Annotated in this window: 16 protein-coding genes and 3 pseudogenes; 12 read left to right on the top strand and 7 right to left on the bottom strand. The window is 43.1% G+C overall.

Features of this window, described 5'->3' with window-relative positions:
* Nucleotides 1-199: 199 nt before the first annotated feature.
* The 5 genes and pseudogenes from H6G14_RS30975 to H6G14_RS30955 all read right to left on the bottom strand — a co-directional run bounded on the left by H6G14_RS30975 (nucleotide 200) and on the right by H6G14_RS30955 (nucleotide 2,782).
* Complete coding sequence (locus H6G14_RS30975; protein WP_190572564.1) at nucleotides 200-685, bottom strand: DUF4079 domain-containing protein; 486 nt, start codon at nucleotides 683-685, stop codon at nucleotides 200-202.
* Nucleotides 686-758: 73 nt separating this feature from the next.
* The gene (locus H6G14_RS30970) at nucleotides 759-1,283 is read right to left on the bottom strand and encodes a DUF3122 domain-containing protein (RefSeq protein ID WP_190572562.1); all 525 of its coding nucleotides are present in this window, start codon (nucleotides 1,281-1,283) and stop codon (nucleotides 759-761) included.
* Between the two features lie 33 nt (nucleotides 1,284-1,316).
* Nucleotides 1,317-1,964: a Tll0287-like domain-containing protein gene (locus tag H6G14_RS30965; protein ID WP_190572560.1), complete on the bottom strand. Its 648-nt coding sequence runs from the start codon at nucleotides 1,962-1,964 to the stop codon at nucleotides 1,317-1,319.
* A gap of 175 nt (nucleotides 1,965-2,139) precedes the next feature.
* A pseudogene (locus H6G14_RS30960) lies at nucleotides 2,140-2,391 on the bottom strand (alpha/beta fold hydrolase); the annotation flags it as partial.
* Nucleotides 2,392-2,425: 34 nt separating this feature from the next.
* Nucleotides 2,426-2,782, bottom strand: a complete 357-nt coding sequence (locus tag H6G14_RS30955; protein WP_190572556.1) for a hypothetical protein — start codon at nucleotides 2,780-2,782, stop codon at nucleotides 2,426-2,428.
* Between the two features lie 507 nt (nucleotides 2,783-3,289).
* Between H6G14_RS30955 and H6G14_RS30950 the strand changes: the two genes are divergently transcribed.
* From H6G14_RS30950 to H6G14_RS30905, 10 genes and pseudogenes are all read left to right on the top strand, one after another.
* Nucleotides 3,290-4,213 carry a transposase family protein gene (locus tag H6G14_RS30950; RefSeq protein ID WP_190572554.1) on the top strand — a complete coding sequence of 308 codons (924 nt, stop codon included), beginning with the start codon at nucleotides 3,290-3,292 and terminating at the stop codon, nucleotides 4,211-4,213.
* Between the two features lie 235 nt (nucleotides 4,214-4,448).
* A complete protein-coding gene (locus H6G14_RS30945) occupies nucleotides 4,449-4,763 on the top strand; it encodes a YgaP family membrane protein (RefSeq protein WP_242054193.1) in 315 nt (104 codons plus the stop codon).
* A gap of 35 nt (nucleotides 4,764-4,798) precedes the next feature.
* Nucleotides 4,799-5,335 (top strand): cytochrome b6-f complex iron-sulfur subunit, encoded by a 537-nt coding sequence (petC, locus tag H6G14_RS30940; protein ID WP_190572551.1) that lies wholly within the window; start codon nucleotides 4,799-4,801, stop codon nucleotides 5,333-5,335.
* 87 nt (nucleotides 5,336-5,422) lie between these two features.
* Nucleotides 5,423-5,791 (top strand): NifB/NifX family molybdenum-iron cluster-binding protein, encoded by a 369-nt coding sequence (locus H6G14_RS30935; protein WP_199326344.1) that lies wholly within the window; start codon nucleotides 5,423-5,425, stop codon nucleotides 5,789-5,791.
* A gap of 66 nt (nucleotides 5,792-5,857) precedes the next feature.
* Nucleotides 5,858-6,307 (top strand): protein tyrosine phosphatase family protein, encoded by a 450-nt coding sequence (locus H6G14_RS30930; RefSeq protein WP_190572547.1) that lies wholly within the window; start codon nucleotides 5,858-5,860, stop codon nucleotides 6,305-6,307.
* Between the two features lie 111 nt (nucleotides 6,308-6,418).
* Nucleotides 6,419-7,384 carry a cyclic nucleotide-binding domain-containing protein gene (locus H6G14_RS30925; RefSeq protein WP_190572545.1) on the top strand — a complete coding sequence of 322 codons (966 nt, stop codon included), beginning with the start codon at nucleotides 6,419-6,421 and terminating at the stop codon, nucleotides 7,382-7,384.
* Nucleotides 7,339-9,129 carry an AAA-type ATPase lid domain-containing protein gene (locus H6G14_RS30920; RefSeq protein ID WP_190572543.1) on the top strand — a complete coding sequence of 597 codons (1,791 nt, stop codon included), beginning with the start codon at nucleotides 7,339-7,341 and terminating at the stop codon, nucleotides 9,127-9,129. Before H6G14_RS30925 ends, H6G14_RS30920 begins: the two co-directional genes overlap by 46 nt.
* 16 nt (nucleotides 9,130-9,145) lie before the next feature.
* The gene (cysK, locus tag H6G14_RS30915) at nucleotides 9,146-10,132 is read left to right on the top strand and encodes a cysteine synthase A (protein WP_190572541.1); all 987 of its coding nucleotides are present in this window, start codon (nucleotides 9,146-9,148) and stop codon (nucleotides 10,130-10,132) included.
* Nucleotides 10,133-10,199: 67 nt separating this feature from the next.
* Nucleotides 10,200-10,436: pseudogene (locus H6G14_RS30910) on the top strand (sigma factor-like helix-turn-helix DNA-binding protein); the annotation flags it as partial.
* A gap of 131 nt (nucleotides 10,437-10,567) precedes the next feature.
* The gene (locus H6G14_RS30905) at nucleotides 10,568-11,026 is read left to right on the top strand and encodes a GNAT family N-acetyltransferase (RefSeq protein WP_011316351.1); all 459 of its coding nucleotides are present in this window, start codon (nucleotides 10,568-10,570) and stop codon (nucleotides 11,024-11,026) included.
* Nucleotides 11,027-11,261: 235 nt separating this feature from the next.
* Here the strand turns inward: H6G14_RS30905 and H6G14_RS30900 are convergent, their stop codons facing one another.
* Complete coding sequence (locus H6G14_RS30900; RefSeq protein ID WP_190572538.1) at nucleotides 11,262-12,002, bottom strand: MGMT family protein; 741 nt, start codon at nucleotides 12,000-12,002, stop codon at nucleotides 11,262-11,264.
* An 81-nt stretch (nucleotides 12,003-12,083) separates the two neighbouring features.
* Between H6G14_RS30900 and H6G14_RS30895 the strand changes: the two genes are divergently transcribed.
* Nucleotides 12,084-12,713: a hypothetical protein gene (locus tag H6G14_RS30895; RefSeq protein WP_242054191.1), complete on the top strand. Its 630-nt coding sequence runs from the start codon at nucleotides 12,084-12,086 to the stop codon at nucleotides 12,711-12,713.
* 23 nt (nucleotides 12,714-12,736) lie between these two features.
* Nucleotides 12,737-13,267 (top strand): SprT-like domain-containing protein, encoded by a 531-nt coding sequence (locus tag H6G14_RS30890; RefSeq protein WP_242054188.1) that lies wholly within the window; start codon nucleotides 12,737-12,739, stop codon nucleotides 13,265-13,267.
* A 77-nt stretch (nucleotides 13,268-13,344) separates the two neighbouring features.
* Here H6G14_RS30890 and H6G14_RS33845 read toward each other — a convergent pair.
* Nucleotides 13,345-13,815 (bottom strand): annotated as a pseudogene (locus tag H6G14_RS33845) (RNA-guided endonuclease IscB); the annotation flags it as partial.
* Nucleotides 13,816-13,922: the final 107 nt, after the last annotated feature.

Below are 13,922 nucleotides of genomic sequence, written 5' to 3'. Positions count from 1 at the left end.
CTCATCTCTCCATTGGCGAGCGCCTGGCTCATGCCGTTCTCCGCTCTCTGGCATTAAAAGCTGTAGCCCTTATTCTGCATAGCTTAGAGCTTTTCTTAGTGCCATTCTGTTTTAACTAAGGGCGATCGCCTCGTCTCCGGTGGGCAGTTACGCCATCGCAGATTGATAAAGATTTATATCGGTATCCAATAGAACTTTCTCACGCTGCACCATTATTCATTATTTGGCTCACAATCTTTTGCACAATTTGCACCCCTGTCACAGCTTGCCAACCAAACAATCCCAGCAGAATAAGATTCAGCGAAATGTGGATGCTGCGAACCCAGTCATGCTTTTGCATAAAGGGAACCAACGCCGCAGAAGTAGAAATCAATCCCACCATCCCTAAGCCTGCAAACAGATGAGGGCCAATCACAATCTTGCCATTATTGAGGTATGTAACAGTGATTCCCCCGATCGCACCCATTACCATCAGCGCCAAGAGGATAGAGCCAATTTGGTGATGTCGGATGGCGAACCGACCCTTTACCAATTCTTTTTTGATATCTCCATCTGCCAGCCTCGTCCGTCGGACTTGCACACCCAGATACATGGCATAGAGCGCAACAACCAGCAAGATCCACATAGTAATGGGGTGAAAAAAGCTGAGATAGGGCTTGAGCGCCGCTAAGGTTTCTGAACTCATGATGCTTATCTCCAAAGTATTTGTATATCTTAAAATCGATTTATTGCTTTATAGCTATCTAGTTGCAGAAAGATTACTTTTGAACAGTCAGCGATCGCCATTCTTCAACAACATTAGGAGAAACATTCAGGATAATCTCTGATTGGTCGAGGCTTGGAAGGATGAGCCGCAATGGGATCGCCGATTCTAACTGCATCAAGATCGGCTGTAAATCATACTGTCCTGCATCAGGTTCCATCTGGGTTTGATCCATAAACATATCGTGGGATACATCTGCGGCAGTGAAGGTTTTGCCCATCGAGTCGGTGAGCGTTATTGGCTGCGAGTGATCGAGGTTTGCGGTTCCTGGAAACCCGACTAGACGCAAGTAAAGAGTGGCTGTGCGATCGGGATGAGTCCGTTTGAAGGCGATCGCTTGCCAACTATTGCCCTGTTGATCCTTGAGCGTTTGGCGAGACTGGTAGACCGTCTGCCCTGGAGCTTCTTCTAACTGGCGAATGGCAGCCTGAACTGGAGCGATCACCAGATTAATCGTTAGCGCCCAAACTAGCATTCCGAGTATGAATGTTGATCCGATAAAACGTAAAACAGTTTTCATTGGCACTACTCTTTGACTTAATTGAGATCATCATTAATTGACAGCTTTTTGAATTGCTTTTTGGATATCATCGGGAATGAAAACGGCATACATACCGCGCAAGTCGCCAACCTGGAAGTTATACGCTAAATCTTGAGGGTAGCCATCTTTAACAAACTGCGGGCGACGATCTTTCAAACCATGACAGGCAAGGCAACTGGCTTCCACATTAATGCGGCGGTAGTAGCGTGTTCCTGTCTGCTTATCCAGGGTTTCTCGATCCCAAAAACCAATCAGATCTGGATCTTGGTTGAATTTTGCCAACGCAATTTGGTCGTGCAAGTTGCCTGGGGCGTGGTCTGGATTGCGATATTTCTTAGCAATCTGTTTGACCTGCCAGCCATTTTCTTGGCTGAGTTGGATAGCTCGCATTCCGACCGGACGGCAGACTTCTTTCATGGTTTGCATTGTTGGAGCTTCGGTACTCCCTTCCAGGGAAGAAGCCAGCCCAGTACGCATGGCATCCAGAGATTCAATCTCTTGGACAGCCTGTGCCAACTCGTTAGCATGAGGAATGACTGGAGTGGCTGAGGCGATTCCCCAAAGGGGAGGCTGCGCCAACGCTGGACTCCAACTGAGCAGCAGCAGACTGACACTGATCATCAGTACAAGGCTCAGAACATTCTGAGATAACTTGCGCATCGGTTCTTGCTCCTGAATTGAATGGAATACGTCATGTCAGGTCTAGTTCGGGATCTATTGTGACCTCAGGCTAGTTAAACCTCTACTCCAGTAAGGGCAATATTTGGCGAATAAGCCTGATCGTCACCGCAGGTTGCTCTAGCTGAGGCGTAAATCCCGCGTAATCTTAGGCTGTATAGCTGCGGGCAGGATGATCCGATCGCCCCCAGCCAATCAAATCGGGTGCCAAGATTTGATACTCTGCGGCAAAAGCTGGATAAACTTTTGACCATTCGTAAGCAGAGGAACCCCCACCAAAGCCGTGCAGAAAGACTAATGTTTCTTTTGATCTACATTCATCCCACGGTTCTCCTTGAGCCGTGTAATAAACCATTCTGCCTAGTTTAGTTGTTATCGAGCATTCACCAAAACCGCGAGGTATAAACATCAGATACCTATCCTGGTTGAATTTTTTGCGTGCGCTAAATCAAGCCAGGACCTTTGTGCCGCCAATCATGTTCTGTGGTCAGTTTACCGTCCTCATCCTCAGACAATTCCTGCAACTGGTGGGCATATTCTGCTTTTTCCTGTGCTGCTTGCTCTTGCATATCGCCAGGAACATTGACGTACATTTCTGGCTCGATCGCGTAGTTATTGAGCAAGCCTTCTTTATCTACCGTGTAGCCTGCTGTTGCTTGGTTTGATGTGCCGTCAGCTTCTTCATGAGAGGTATGACCAAAGTCCTTACCTTCTCGATGCTGACGTGCGGCAGATTCAGCCGGAATGATGTGCGCGTCATATTGCGGGATAGAATCTTGGGCATCATCTTGGGTACTCATTTCAATAGCCCTCTGTAGTTTTTCCTTCAATATTTTTGGTGACTGCTATTAGCCTAACAACCTGCTAGTTTATTTCTTGTATGAATTGAACGAATTGATTAACTTCGATGTAAAACGTAATAAAATAGGTCACTCATAACAATTTTTTCGCCCAATTTCTGAGTGATGACGTAGTATCAAAGTTTATAGAAACAAGATTTTTTCGTATGAGTGAAATAGCTTTTATAAATTCCAGATAACTTAAAAACTATTCCGGTATTCCCGCACAGTATTTTTACGTTGAAAACCTTAATAAATAAGGACTCTGGAGTCTTAGCCTAACAGATAAAACTGATATTTGTTTTAGCTGAAAACCTTGACAGTAAAAAGGTTTTTGCCATTCATCCTTTTGCCGAAGGTATTGAAGCTCGATTAAATCGTTCAGCTTTTTCCTAACTTAATAGACATCTCCAAAATAGTATATTTTGTGGTAAAAGAACATCATAATAATTTTTTTGTGTCAAAAAAATGAGTGAGATACTGAACTACATTGAAGAAAATCCAAAAGAAACACAGAGGTTAATAGGTCTAGAATATGAACAGTTACAACAACTAATCGAAAATGGGGAACGGCTACATCATGAAAAACAAGCGATCGTCGAAGCAAAGAAAGTCAGACTTATTGCGAGAGGAGGAGGTAGAAAACCTAAATTATCCGTGAAAGAACAAATAATCTTAACCTTGGTCTATCTCAGGCATATGACAACATTTCAATTGCTAGGTATCCAGTTTGGAGTAAGTGAGTCTACTGCCAACGATACGTTTAAATATTGGTTGTCTAACTTGAGAGAGTTGCTGCCATCTAGCTTACTTGAACAAGTAAAAAAAAACGCTTCTGACTATGAAATAGTCAAAGAAGTTCTGAGCGAATATGAATTAATAGTAGATAGCTATGAACAAGTGAGGGAGCGCCCTGGAGATAATGAAGAACAAGAAAAATATTATTCAGCCAAGAAAACTAATCATACATTTAAAAGTCAAATGATTATCTTGCCAGAAGGTAAAGACATTGTTGATGTTGTGGCGGGAGAACCGGGACCTAAAAGTGATATAACTTTATTTCGGGAATATCGTGATAAATTTGACCCTAAACAAAGATTCAAGGGAGATAAAGCTTACATCGGAGAAGATTTAATTACAACTCCCATTAAAAAACCTAAAAATCGCCAATTAACACCTGAACAAAAAGCACAAAACAAAGCATTTTCAGCTAAACGAATATTTGTGGAACATCGCATTAGATCAGTCAAAATATTTCGAGTTGTCCAAGAACGATTTAGGTTAAATCCTCACAAGTATGAGCCAGTAATTTTGGCCATTTGTGGACTAGTAAGATTCCGCATTGGAACGCTAATATTACCAACACAAATATCGGTGATACCACCAAACTAAAATCAACGCACATTACTCAATATTTTTGCTGATTTATCAATAATCAACATCTCCAATTCCGATTTTATCGTACATCTCACTAATTTTTCATGAGTGCATTTATATGTTATAAGCTAGTAAAATAGAGGCTTTCATCATTTTCGGAGATGTCTAATATAGTTAGAATAGGCAAACCGGGAGTGTTAAAACATCCTCCTAAAGCCACTTTACTATTATATAACTAATTAGTTATATTATGAACGTAAAGTTACAAAAAATTGCGATCACCTTGAGAGTTGCTTCTTGTAGCCGTGCAACGCCGGTTTTTGCAATCCGCTCAATATTGGAGATTTCAGCCATGAAAACGAATGTGGGTTCAATCGATCGCCTGATCCGCTTACTTTTGGCTTCGGCGTTGTTTTATCTAGGACTGTTTCATTACAGTGGCTCTGCTTTAGGCATCGGGCTAGTTGTTGCGGGTGGTGTATTGATGGTTACGGCTCTGGTCGGCTTTTGCGGTCTTTATCGCCTCCTGGGAATTCAGACCAGCCAGACCAATGAGCAACTTTAAAGGGATTCACTCATCAACACTTAAGGAGATCCATAATGGACACTAGTCTTCCTCTCGAAAGTCCATCCCTATCAAGACGACAACTCCTCAACTTTATTACCGGAGCAACTGTTGCTGCTACTGCGGGTGCTGCGCTCTATCCTGCTGGCAAATTTTTTATTGCTCCAGTAGAAAAAACAGGGGCAGGAGGAGCCATTATTGCTAAAGATGTGTTGGGGAACCCAATCCCAGCCGCACAAATTTTGGCAGAGGTGCCAGGAAGTCGTGCGCTGGTTGCAGGTCTGGGCGGTGAACCCACTTACTTAATCGTTAAGGAAGATCACACCCTAGACAGCATTGGAATACTTGATAACTGTACCCATTTAGGCTGTACTTTTCCCTGGAATCCGAACGATCAACAGTTCCAATGCCCCTGTCACGGTTCTCGCTATGCGCCAGATGGAACTGTAGTAAGGGGGCCGGCTCCTCTCCCTCTCAAAATCTTCCATGTTGCCGTCATCGACAATAGCATTTTGATCTCACCCTGGACAGAAACCGATCCACGGACTGGGGAAAAGCCTTGGTGGGTCTAACAATTCCAAATCGTCAATCAACCTTCTCAAACTCAACCAATCAGAAAGCTCATGAAAATTGCTGTTTCTAGCCAAAACCAGACCAATGTGACTGCCCACCTCGGACGCTGCCAGAAATTTTGGATCTACGACATGGACGACACCACCATTCAAAACAAGCAGGTGTTACAACTCACCAAAGACCAGAGTTTTCATGAGAGTTCCCCGAAAGACTCTCATCCACTAGACACAGTGCAAGTCCTGATTAGCGGCAGTATGGGACGTGGGTTAGCACGTCGTCTGGAATCTAAGGGGATTCAGCCCGTCATTACCTCTGAAACTGACCCGGATACAGCCGTAACGGCATATCTTGCAGGTTCCCTGGTGGTCACTATGCCAGAAGAACATGATCATGCCCATGACCATAAGGGTGAATGTGGGTGCAATCAGGAAACAATCCCTTTGACTACAAAATAATTAGGCGTTGGCGTAGCCTCTCCTTCGGAGAATCGCTTTCTCACCAACACCTGTAAGGAAATATTAATGTTTAAAACCGTTACCAATAATTTAGCCATTGGCTCTATTGCTGAGTCTGAAGCCTTGCAAGAAATTGCTCAAAAAGGCTACAAGACTATTATTGATTTGTGTCCTGCATCTGAAGGAAATCAGCTTGATGCGTCAATGGTGAAAGAACAAACTTTGGAATATGTCAGTGTTCCCGTTTCACCCAAAAACTTGACCATCGAAACACTAGAAGCCTTTAAAAAGGCGGTGAAAGTATCCCCTCAACCGATTTATACTCGCTGTGCCTCTGGATTACGGGCTGGCATATTTACCTTATTGGTATTGGCAGAACAAGAAGGCTGGACAGAGGCGCAATATCTTGAACAATTTCAGACTTTGGGAATTGAACAGAAGCCAGACTCTCCTCTAGCAAATTTTGCCCATACTTACTTTGAGAAAAACGAAAAAGAGAATCTGGCAGTTAACTAAACTGAATTAGAGAATACAAAAAAGGAGTAGTGATCGCCACCTCCAGCTTTCCTCACTTTAAGAATAATTTAGAACGGTTACAAGTCGGATATTTTGGCATAAAGTGAAACTATGGTTTCTACACTCAGTTCGCCCTCTACATTATCCGTAAAATGTCCGCCTTTAGGCACAGGGCTGGACGAGTTGCCCCTTGCAGATACATCTGCATCTGAAGAGTGCTGCAATTGGTTGAGGTTTCATCGGCTTTGGGGACAATTGTCAGATATAGCACTGCAAGACATTGGGCGATCACTGCACCTGCTCAAGGTCGAACCAGGAACGCTGATCTATCAAACTAATCAACCGGCAATCGGGCTATATCTGCTAAAGTGGGGCGCGGTGGAGATTTATCGACTCTCCTCGATTGGTAAATCTCTGATTCGCCATCGTAGTGCCGGAGAGCTATTTGGCTATGTGTCGCTGATGGCAAAACCAGAAAACGGCAGACATCAAACTCAGGCGATCGCCCTGACTGCGAGCGAAATCTGGTTTCTGCCCCAGGCTCAGTTGCGGCAGTTGATGGGGCAGTATGCTGAAATTGAACATCTGTTCAATGGCCTTTTAGCGCAAGACTTAAACGCCTTCAGTGTTCGCATTGCTCAAGAACAACGCCGCATTCAAGGCTTACAGTCCTACATTCAGGCAGTTCCAAACGGGGAAACGATCATCGGCAACAGCAAAGCCACTCAAAAGCTAGTGGAACAAATTGATCGAGCCTCTGCCACTGTGAAACCCGTCGTCTTTCAAGGGCAACCAGGAACCGGAAAAACCTTTCTGGCAGGGCTGATCCATGCCCGTTCTGGACTCGCTGATCAACCCTTTGCTGAACTAGATTGCGCCAAGTTGCCCAGATCAGAAGAAGGCAGGTTCAATACCGACTTTTTGTTTGGCAGAGTCGGCAAAGAACCGGGCATCCTTGAACTAATGGAGCGAGGAACGCTACTGCTTAATAATGTCCAGGTGCTGATTGAGGGTGTTGGGAAGCCTCTCCTTTGGAGAATCATACCCGCTTCATCCACTACTTTAAAACAGGTGTGATTCTTCCTAATCATGGCGTGAGCGAACCCAGCACCCTGAAAACCGAGGCTAACAAACCCATCCAGTCTTGGGTACGCTTAATTCTTGCCTCTCCTGACAAACTAGACCTACCAGATGTAGACATAATTCCCATCAAACTCTTTACCTTGCCCCAGCGCAAAGCAGATATTCCAGATTTTGCCCATTACTTCTTAACTCAGTTTTGTCAGGAACAAAATCGTCCATTGCTGAAACTTGATCAGTCGGAACTGCGTCGTCTGATCAGCTATGACTACCCCGGTAACTTCACAGAACTGGCAGAAATTCTGCATCGGGCGGTGATCATGACACCACCAGGGCAAGGGGTGATTTCAGAACAAGCCCTATGGTCGGTACAATCTGCCAAAAACGCCTTCCGTCTGGATCTCCTCACCCATGTGCCTTGGCTGCGGCGAGTGTTGCTGAGTCGCTGGTATCCAGAGGGCATCTGGATTGTGATGATGGCGTTTTTTGTGCCAGTGACGATCGCAGGTTTCATCGGCCCTCAAGGGCGAGATAGCAGTGTAACGCTCAATCTATTTTGGGCGTGGTGGTGGCCTGGTTATCTGTTTTTATTTGTCTTTGTAGGTCGCATCTGGTGTGCCGTCTGTCCCTTCATGATCACGGCGGAGTGGATTCGTCGTTTCTCTCTTTTGCTATTTCCTCGCCAGCAACTGACTTGGAATACCAAATGGCTGAATCGGTGGGGAGCCTGGATCTTGTTTGGCGGCTTTGTGGCAATTTATCTCTGGGAAAAGCTCTGGGATTTGCCCCATCATGCTGCGCTCTCTGCCTGGTTGCTCCTGGCGATTACAGCTGGAGCGGTAATTTTTAGCCTGATTTATGAGCGGCGGCTGTGGTGTCGCTATCTCTGTCCGATTGGCGGCATGAATGGGATGTTTGCCAAGCTGGCGATGATTGAATTGCGATCAACTCAACAGGTTTGTGGCAGCCAGTGCAGTACCTTTGGTTGTTACAAAGGCAGTGGTGCAACTCCCGTCACCTTTGCCGATGCACTGCCCACTGAAGGACAGGCAACAGGTGGCTGTCCCCTCTATTCCCACCCAGCTCAGTTGCAGGACAACCGGGACTGTATGTTGTGTATGACCTGCCTGAAAGCTTGTCCCCATCGCTCGGTTCAGTTAAACCTGCGTTTTCCCACATCAGACTTGCTGGAGAATCATCGGGGCTTTTGGGCAGAAGTCGCCTTGTTGCTGCTGATGTTTGGTGGGGTGTTTATGCACCATGCCCAACGGATTTTAGGATGCTTAGGACTCCACGATGTTCCCCTAGATGCTGACCATTTACTGACCAGTACGCCGATTGCCCTCGTCCTCCTCAGTATTCCCGCAGTATTGACGTATCTAACTCATGCGATCGCCCGCCTCCTCGATCCACAGCAACCAACCTATCTCACCGTCATCTACGCCTATCTGCCCTTTACCCTGGCAGCAAACCTAGCACACTACATTCCGGCTGCTGTCACTGAAGCAGGTCAAATTTTGCCTGTCTTGGCGCGAACCTTGGGTTTTAGTGGAGATAACTTACCGACACTCACCTGGAGTAGCGATGTTGCAGCTTTCCTTCAGGGGGTAACGCTCCTATCCGCTCTGATTTTCAGTATATATCCCCTGTTACGAATTACCAAACGCCCCTTGATTAGCAATCTTCCCCACTTACTGTTAATCGCTGGACTAACAGTGACGAGTTTCTGGCTAATAATTTAAGGTATCTTTTTGTTTTATGAATATTTATGCCAACATTACTGAAGTTATTGGTGAAACTCCCCTTGTTAAGCTGCAACGGCTGCCTCAGCAAGTTGGCTGTGTTGCTGAAATTGTCCTCAAATTAGAGGGGATGAATCCGGCAAAATCGGTGAAAGACCGAATTGCAGTCAGCATGATGCTAGAGGCAGAACAGGCAGGTTTGATTAAACCCGGAATTTCTACAATTGTGGAAGCAACCTCTGGCAATACAGGCATTGGGCTGGCGATGGTGTGTGCAGCTAAGGGCTATCGTCTGATTCTGACGATGCCGGAGAACATGAGCCGAGAACGGCAACAGATTGTGCAAGCATACGGAGCAGAGGTGATTTTAACTCCTGCCGCAGCCGATATGCAAGGGGCGATCGCCTATGCTAATCAATTACTCACGACTCTTCCCTATGCCTTTTCACCCCACCAGTTCAGCAATCCTGCCAATCCCAAAATCCATTACGAGACTACTGGTCCAGAAATCTGGCAGGACACAGATGGACAAATGGTCGCACTCGTTGTGGGCGTGGGTACAGGCGGAACGCTCACAGGTGCTGGATGCTATTTAAAGCAACAAAATCCCCACCTCTGGATCGTTGCGGTCGAACCTGCCAACAGTGCTGTGCTGAGTGGTAAGCTTGCGGGTGAACATGATCTACAAGGTATTGGTGCAGGCTTTATTCCTGATGTCTTGCGGGTGGATTTGATTGATGAAATTGTGACCGTTACCGAAGCGCAGGCTTACGAGACGGGACGGCAATTGGCGCAAGTTGAGGGCATTCTTAGTGGTATTTCAACGGGCGCAGCTGTCTACGCGGGACTATACATTGGACAGCGATCTCAATACCACAATCAACGGATTGTGATCATTCAACCCAGTGCCGGAGAACGGTATCTCAGCACGGAAATGTGGAATGCTGATAGCACTGAAAATGCTTTACGAGCAGTCTCTCACTGCACTAAGTCGGTAAATTAGGAATCGGGGCGTGAGTAGCAACGGATACTTTTAGCGAAAGTGTTACAAGTGCGTATCACCGAATGAAAATACTACTCACGAAATGTTGCGCCAAGACCTAAGTGATTTGTTAGCATCACTCAAACCGATGCAACGCGAAGTATTAATTTTACGCTTTGGTTTGTTGGATAATCAAGAGCAAAGTTTAGCCCAAATTAGCGAAAAGCTAAATCTTAGCCGAGAGCGAGTGCGCCAAATCCAGCAAAAAGCAATGACTGCTCTGCGTCGTCAACAGCCATCGATTGGGCAGTATCTCACTTCTTGAAACCGATATTTTCTCTGTGTGTCAGTTAGTGAAAGAAATACTGTTGTACATCGCTTTATTTTAAAGACAAAAAATAGCAAGATTGAATGGTGTAGCTTGATATTTTGATTCTAGAAATCTAAAGGTATATTATGAATATTAACTATCAAAAAGCCGCATTTTGCGATCTAAATCTTGTTTTGGAACTAGTTGAAGAGTTTCATGAAACTGAAAAGTTACCATTTGACAAAACTAGCGATCGCCATGTACTTGTACAGTTTTTGAGCAATGACTTTTTTGGACAAATATGGTTGATTAAGCAAGACAATGAGGTCATTGGCTATATTGTTTTGACGCTAGGTTACAGCCTTGAATACCGAGGTCGAGATGCTTTTATAGATGAATTTTATCTTCGTCCAAAGCATCGAGGACAAGGTATTGGTACGCAGACTTTGATGTTTGCAGAGAAAATTTGCCATAGTTTAGGAGTTCAAGCCCTTCATCTAGAGGTAGATTTTGAAAACCCAAAAGCCCAACGCCTTTATCATCGAGTTGGCTATCAAAAACACGAGCGTTTTCTAATGACGAAGCTCCTGAATGGAGAAGTTTGAATAAGGATTCAGCACTTTAGGGAAGCATCATAGGCTTTCCAATTCTTAACTTTATACTGTGCTTTCGTCTTCATCTCTGGGCGCTTGCGGCGAGCGAACATAGGCGATAGGTAAAATTTACCATTTTGTCTATTTACGCAACAACGCCTTTTAAATTAGATAATATTTCTCATCTTGATATAAATATTTACTATAATCTACAAAGTATTTAATGAAACTATTAGATGAATATAAATTATTTATAATAATACCTTCTGATTCTAATACCAATTTGAAAAAAGAATGTGACAGATGTACAACCCCAAATGCTTGTCCTCTCTTGATTCTTAATTTTGAATTTTGAATTTTGAATTTTGAATTGGTATAACTTATTCTTTTGATTAGGAGAATATTTTGTCAAATAGCCTTGAGAATCTAATATTCTATGTATTGGATAATTATCGTCTGATGCCTTTTTAAGATATGTAGGGATAGCTCTAATATAGCTTTTATCTACTCCAATTGCTTCAAGTATATGTTTGTATGTAACTACTTTACCTGCGGGTATTTTTACGATAAATTCAAGAAAGCGTTCATAAGGATTTTCAGATAAGGCTGGAAATTTACCAGTTTGAATTTGAAAATCATTTCCCACACGAATAAAGCCTGAATTAATAACTACACCTAAAATTCCTCTTTTAGCGTGGAGACTTTTTAAAGTATCAACTAAATGCGCTATACGTTTACACGGTTCACAATAAAAAGTTAAGCGAATAGCGGCCCCACTATCAAAACTTATTACAGAACCAGGAATGAAATCATTAGATTTTATCTCTGAAACAACAATATTTTCTCGGAATTTTCCTGGTGGAATTCCGAAGTCTACAATATCTTCATACTTAACAATTAAGACTTGTCTGGGACTAATGGGATTAGCATTGACATCTTCTTCAATACCATGACCGATTTTCAAGTTGATTTCTTCAACTTCCTTCATGGCTAAACCCTGCCTCTGTTTGATGAAAAGATGTAAAATATAACTGTTATTACTAGACATACGCTGATAATTAACCTAAAAATGAATATTGAATGTATTTCTCTTAAAAACATCAAAATACAACAAAATGCAATACTACAAGAGATTTTATATTTAGCATCAGATTCTAATTTTGGTTTAAAACAAATACAACCACTACATCAAACTCTAATCACAAAAGCACTAGTAATTGAAAAAATATTTGCTCAACAAAAAGCAACGCCAGCATCTCTGACTTATCACTCTCGTAAAATATACTCGTGGATAAAGTTTTTGACAGATAAACATTATCTACAACTGCATCTGAAAAATACTGGTTATCTGTTAGAAACCGCTAAACATATTTTGAGTATACATGATCAAGAACCACGGCAATTAACGATTGCACTAACTAATTTATCCGGGCTATATAAAAGTAAAATGTCTACTAGTGCAGCTAGTATCATGATTAGTGAAGGCTTTATAAATGCACCAAATGAAGTATTGCAAGCGTTAGTAGAATCTACTCTTCTTGGTAAGAGTAAAAATAATACCCAACTTATTCGCTCATTTGCTAGTACAGAAGAATACACTAATGTTTTATCAAGAAAGGCAGAGGGCAGGAGGCAGAAGGCAGAAGGGAATTCTGATACAACACCCTCTGCCACGACCGTGCATGGAGTAAGGGTTTAAGACCCCCACTGAACAAGAGTTCAGTGGCTCCAAGTCAGGAGGGGTTTGAATCCCCTTCTGACTTGATCCTTCTGCCCTCTGCCCTCTGCCTTCTGCCTTCTTCAATAGAGCTTGATTTAATTGCTGATGTAATGGCGGAAAATCCACAAGGTAAGTCTTATAATCTTGATGAGTTATTTGATAAAGTCAATTATGAATATTTTTCTGCCAGTCTTGCTAAACCACGTCTAGCATGGAGTCGAATTAATACTTACCGTAAATTAGGACATTATGAGTCAGCTAGAGATAGGGTAGTGATCAGCTTGACTCTTGATGATACTAAAATACCTGAGTTTGTAGTTGAATTTATCTTATATCACGAATTGTTACATAAATATCATGGTACGCACTGGGTTCAGGGAAGAAGAATGGTTCATACTAAAGAGTTTCGCGCCAGTGAACGCCAGTTTAAATTTTATAACGAAGCATTGGAATGGTTGAAAAAATCATCAAAACCTCCCATTCCTTTCACCGCTTATCCTGGCAAGGAAAGCGGTGAAAGGAATGGGAGGTGAATTGAGAAACGTCCCATGAACCCATTTTTGTGTTAGCAAAAACAGTGAATGGGCAGCCCGTGCAATTCACAAATACCCTATATGCCATAAGCGTAACCATCCTTTTTATGAATAGTTTTACAGTATTTATGAGAGATACCTTGGATTAGTCCTTTTGCAGTTGATATATTAAAACTACCTGTGGCACGAGTAGCAATTCTACCAACATAAGTACCAACTTTTTTACCTTTAGTAACAACGGCTTTAACAATATCTCCAGTCTGAAATCCAAAATGGAATTTAGTTCTAGAGCAATGGCGAACAGGTAACCCATATTTATCGGTACGACATGATTGTCTTGTACCATGACCATTAGCGGTAATTAATAATGGTTTGATACCTTTGATTTTAAGTATTGGTGTTGATGCACCAACGCAACAAGCGTCCAGCCAGTGGGATTTATTTAATGCCTGTTGAGTTCTATTGAATTTAGTTAGTCCGCCAGAACCAGTTTCTATTGGTAAGCCAGTAGATTTTAAAGCATATAATAATGCAAATCGAGTTGCATTAGGTGATTTCTAGGAAAGAATTTACCAATAGAGGTAGAATGTAGCCTTGATGCAAAACAAGCAGGAGCAAGCATTTGGATAGGTTAGCCACAGCAAGCGCAGCCAAA

The organism is Nostoc parmelioides FACHB-3921, from assembly GCF_014696625.1.
GTDB lineage: Bacteria > Cyanobacteriota > Cyanobacteriia > Cyanobacteriales > Nostocaceae > Trichormus > Trichormus parmelioides.
This window is presented reverse-complemented; position numbering and strand designations above follow the sequence as displayed.

Excerpts from the sequence above, each read along its gene's own strand:
- H6G14_RS30905 (WP_011316351.1), top strand. The coding sequence starts at position 10,568 with ATGAATATTAACTATCAAAAAGCCGCATTTTGCGATCTAAATCTTGTT.
- H6G14_RS30955 (WP_190572556.1), bottom strand. The coding sequence starts at position 2,782 with ATGAGTACCCAAGATGATGCCCAAGATTCTATCCCGCAATATGACGCG.
- H6G14_RS30970 (WP_190572562.1), bottom strand. The coding sequence starts at position 1,283 with ATGAAAACTGTTTTACGTTTTATCGGATCAACATTCATACTCGGAATG.
- H6G14_RS30950 (WP_190572554.1), top strand. The coding sequence starts at position 3,290 with ATGAGTGAGATACTGAACTACATTGAAGAAAATCCAAAAGAAACACAG.
- H6G14_RS30925 (WP_190572545.1), top strand. The coding sequence starts at position 6,419 with ATGGTTTCTACACTCAGTTCGCCCTCTACATTATCCGTAAAATGTCCG.
- petC (WP_190572551.1), top strand. The coding sequence starts at position 4,799 with ATGGACACTAGTCTTCCTCTCGAAAGTCCATCCCTATCAAGACGACAA.
- cysK (WP_190572541.1), top strand. The coding sequence starts at position 9,146 with ATGAATATTTATGCCAACATTACTGAAGTTATTGGTGAAACTCCCCTT.
- H6G14_RS30975 (WP_190572564.1), bottom strand. The coding sequence starts at position 685 with ATGAGTTCAGAAACCTTAGCGGCGCTCAAGCCCTATCTCAGCTTTTTT.
- H6G14_RS30945 (WP_242054193.1), top strand. The coding sequence starts at position 4,449 with ATGAACGTAAAGTTACAAAAAATTGCGATCACCTTGAGAGTTGCTTCT.
- H6G14_RS30900 (WP_190572538.1), bottom strand. The coding sequence starts at position 12,002 with ATGAAGGAAGTTGAAGAAATCAACTTGAAAATCGGTCATGGTATTGAA.
- H6G14_RS30965 (WP_190572560.1), bottom strand. The coding sequence starts at position 1,964 with ATGCGCAAGTTATCTCAGAATGTTCTGAGCCTTGTACTGATGATCAGT.
- H6G14_RS30930 (WP_190572547.1), top strand. The coding sequence starts at position 5,858 with ATGTTTAAAACCGTTACCAATAATTTAGCCATTGGCTCTATTGCTGAG.
- H6G14_RS30895 (WP_242054191.1), top strand. The coding sequence starts at position 12,084 with ATGAATATTGAATGTATTTCTCTTAAAAACATCAAAATACAACAAAAT.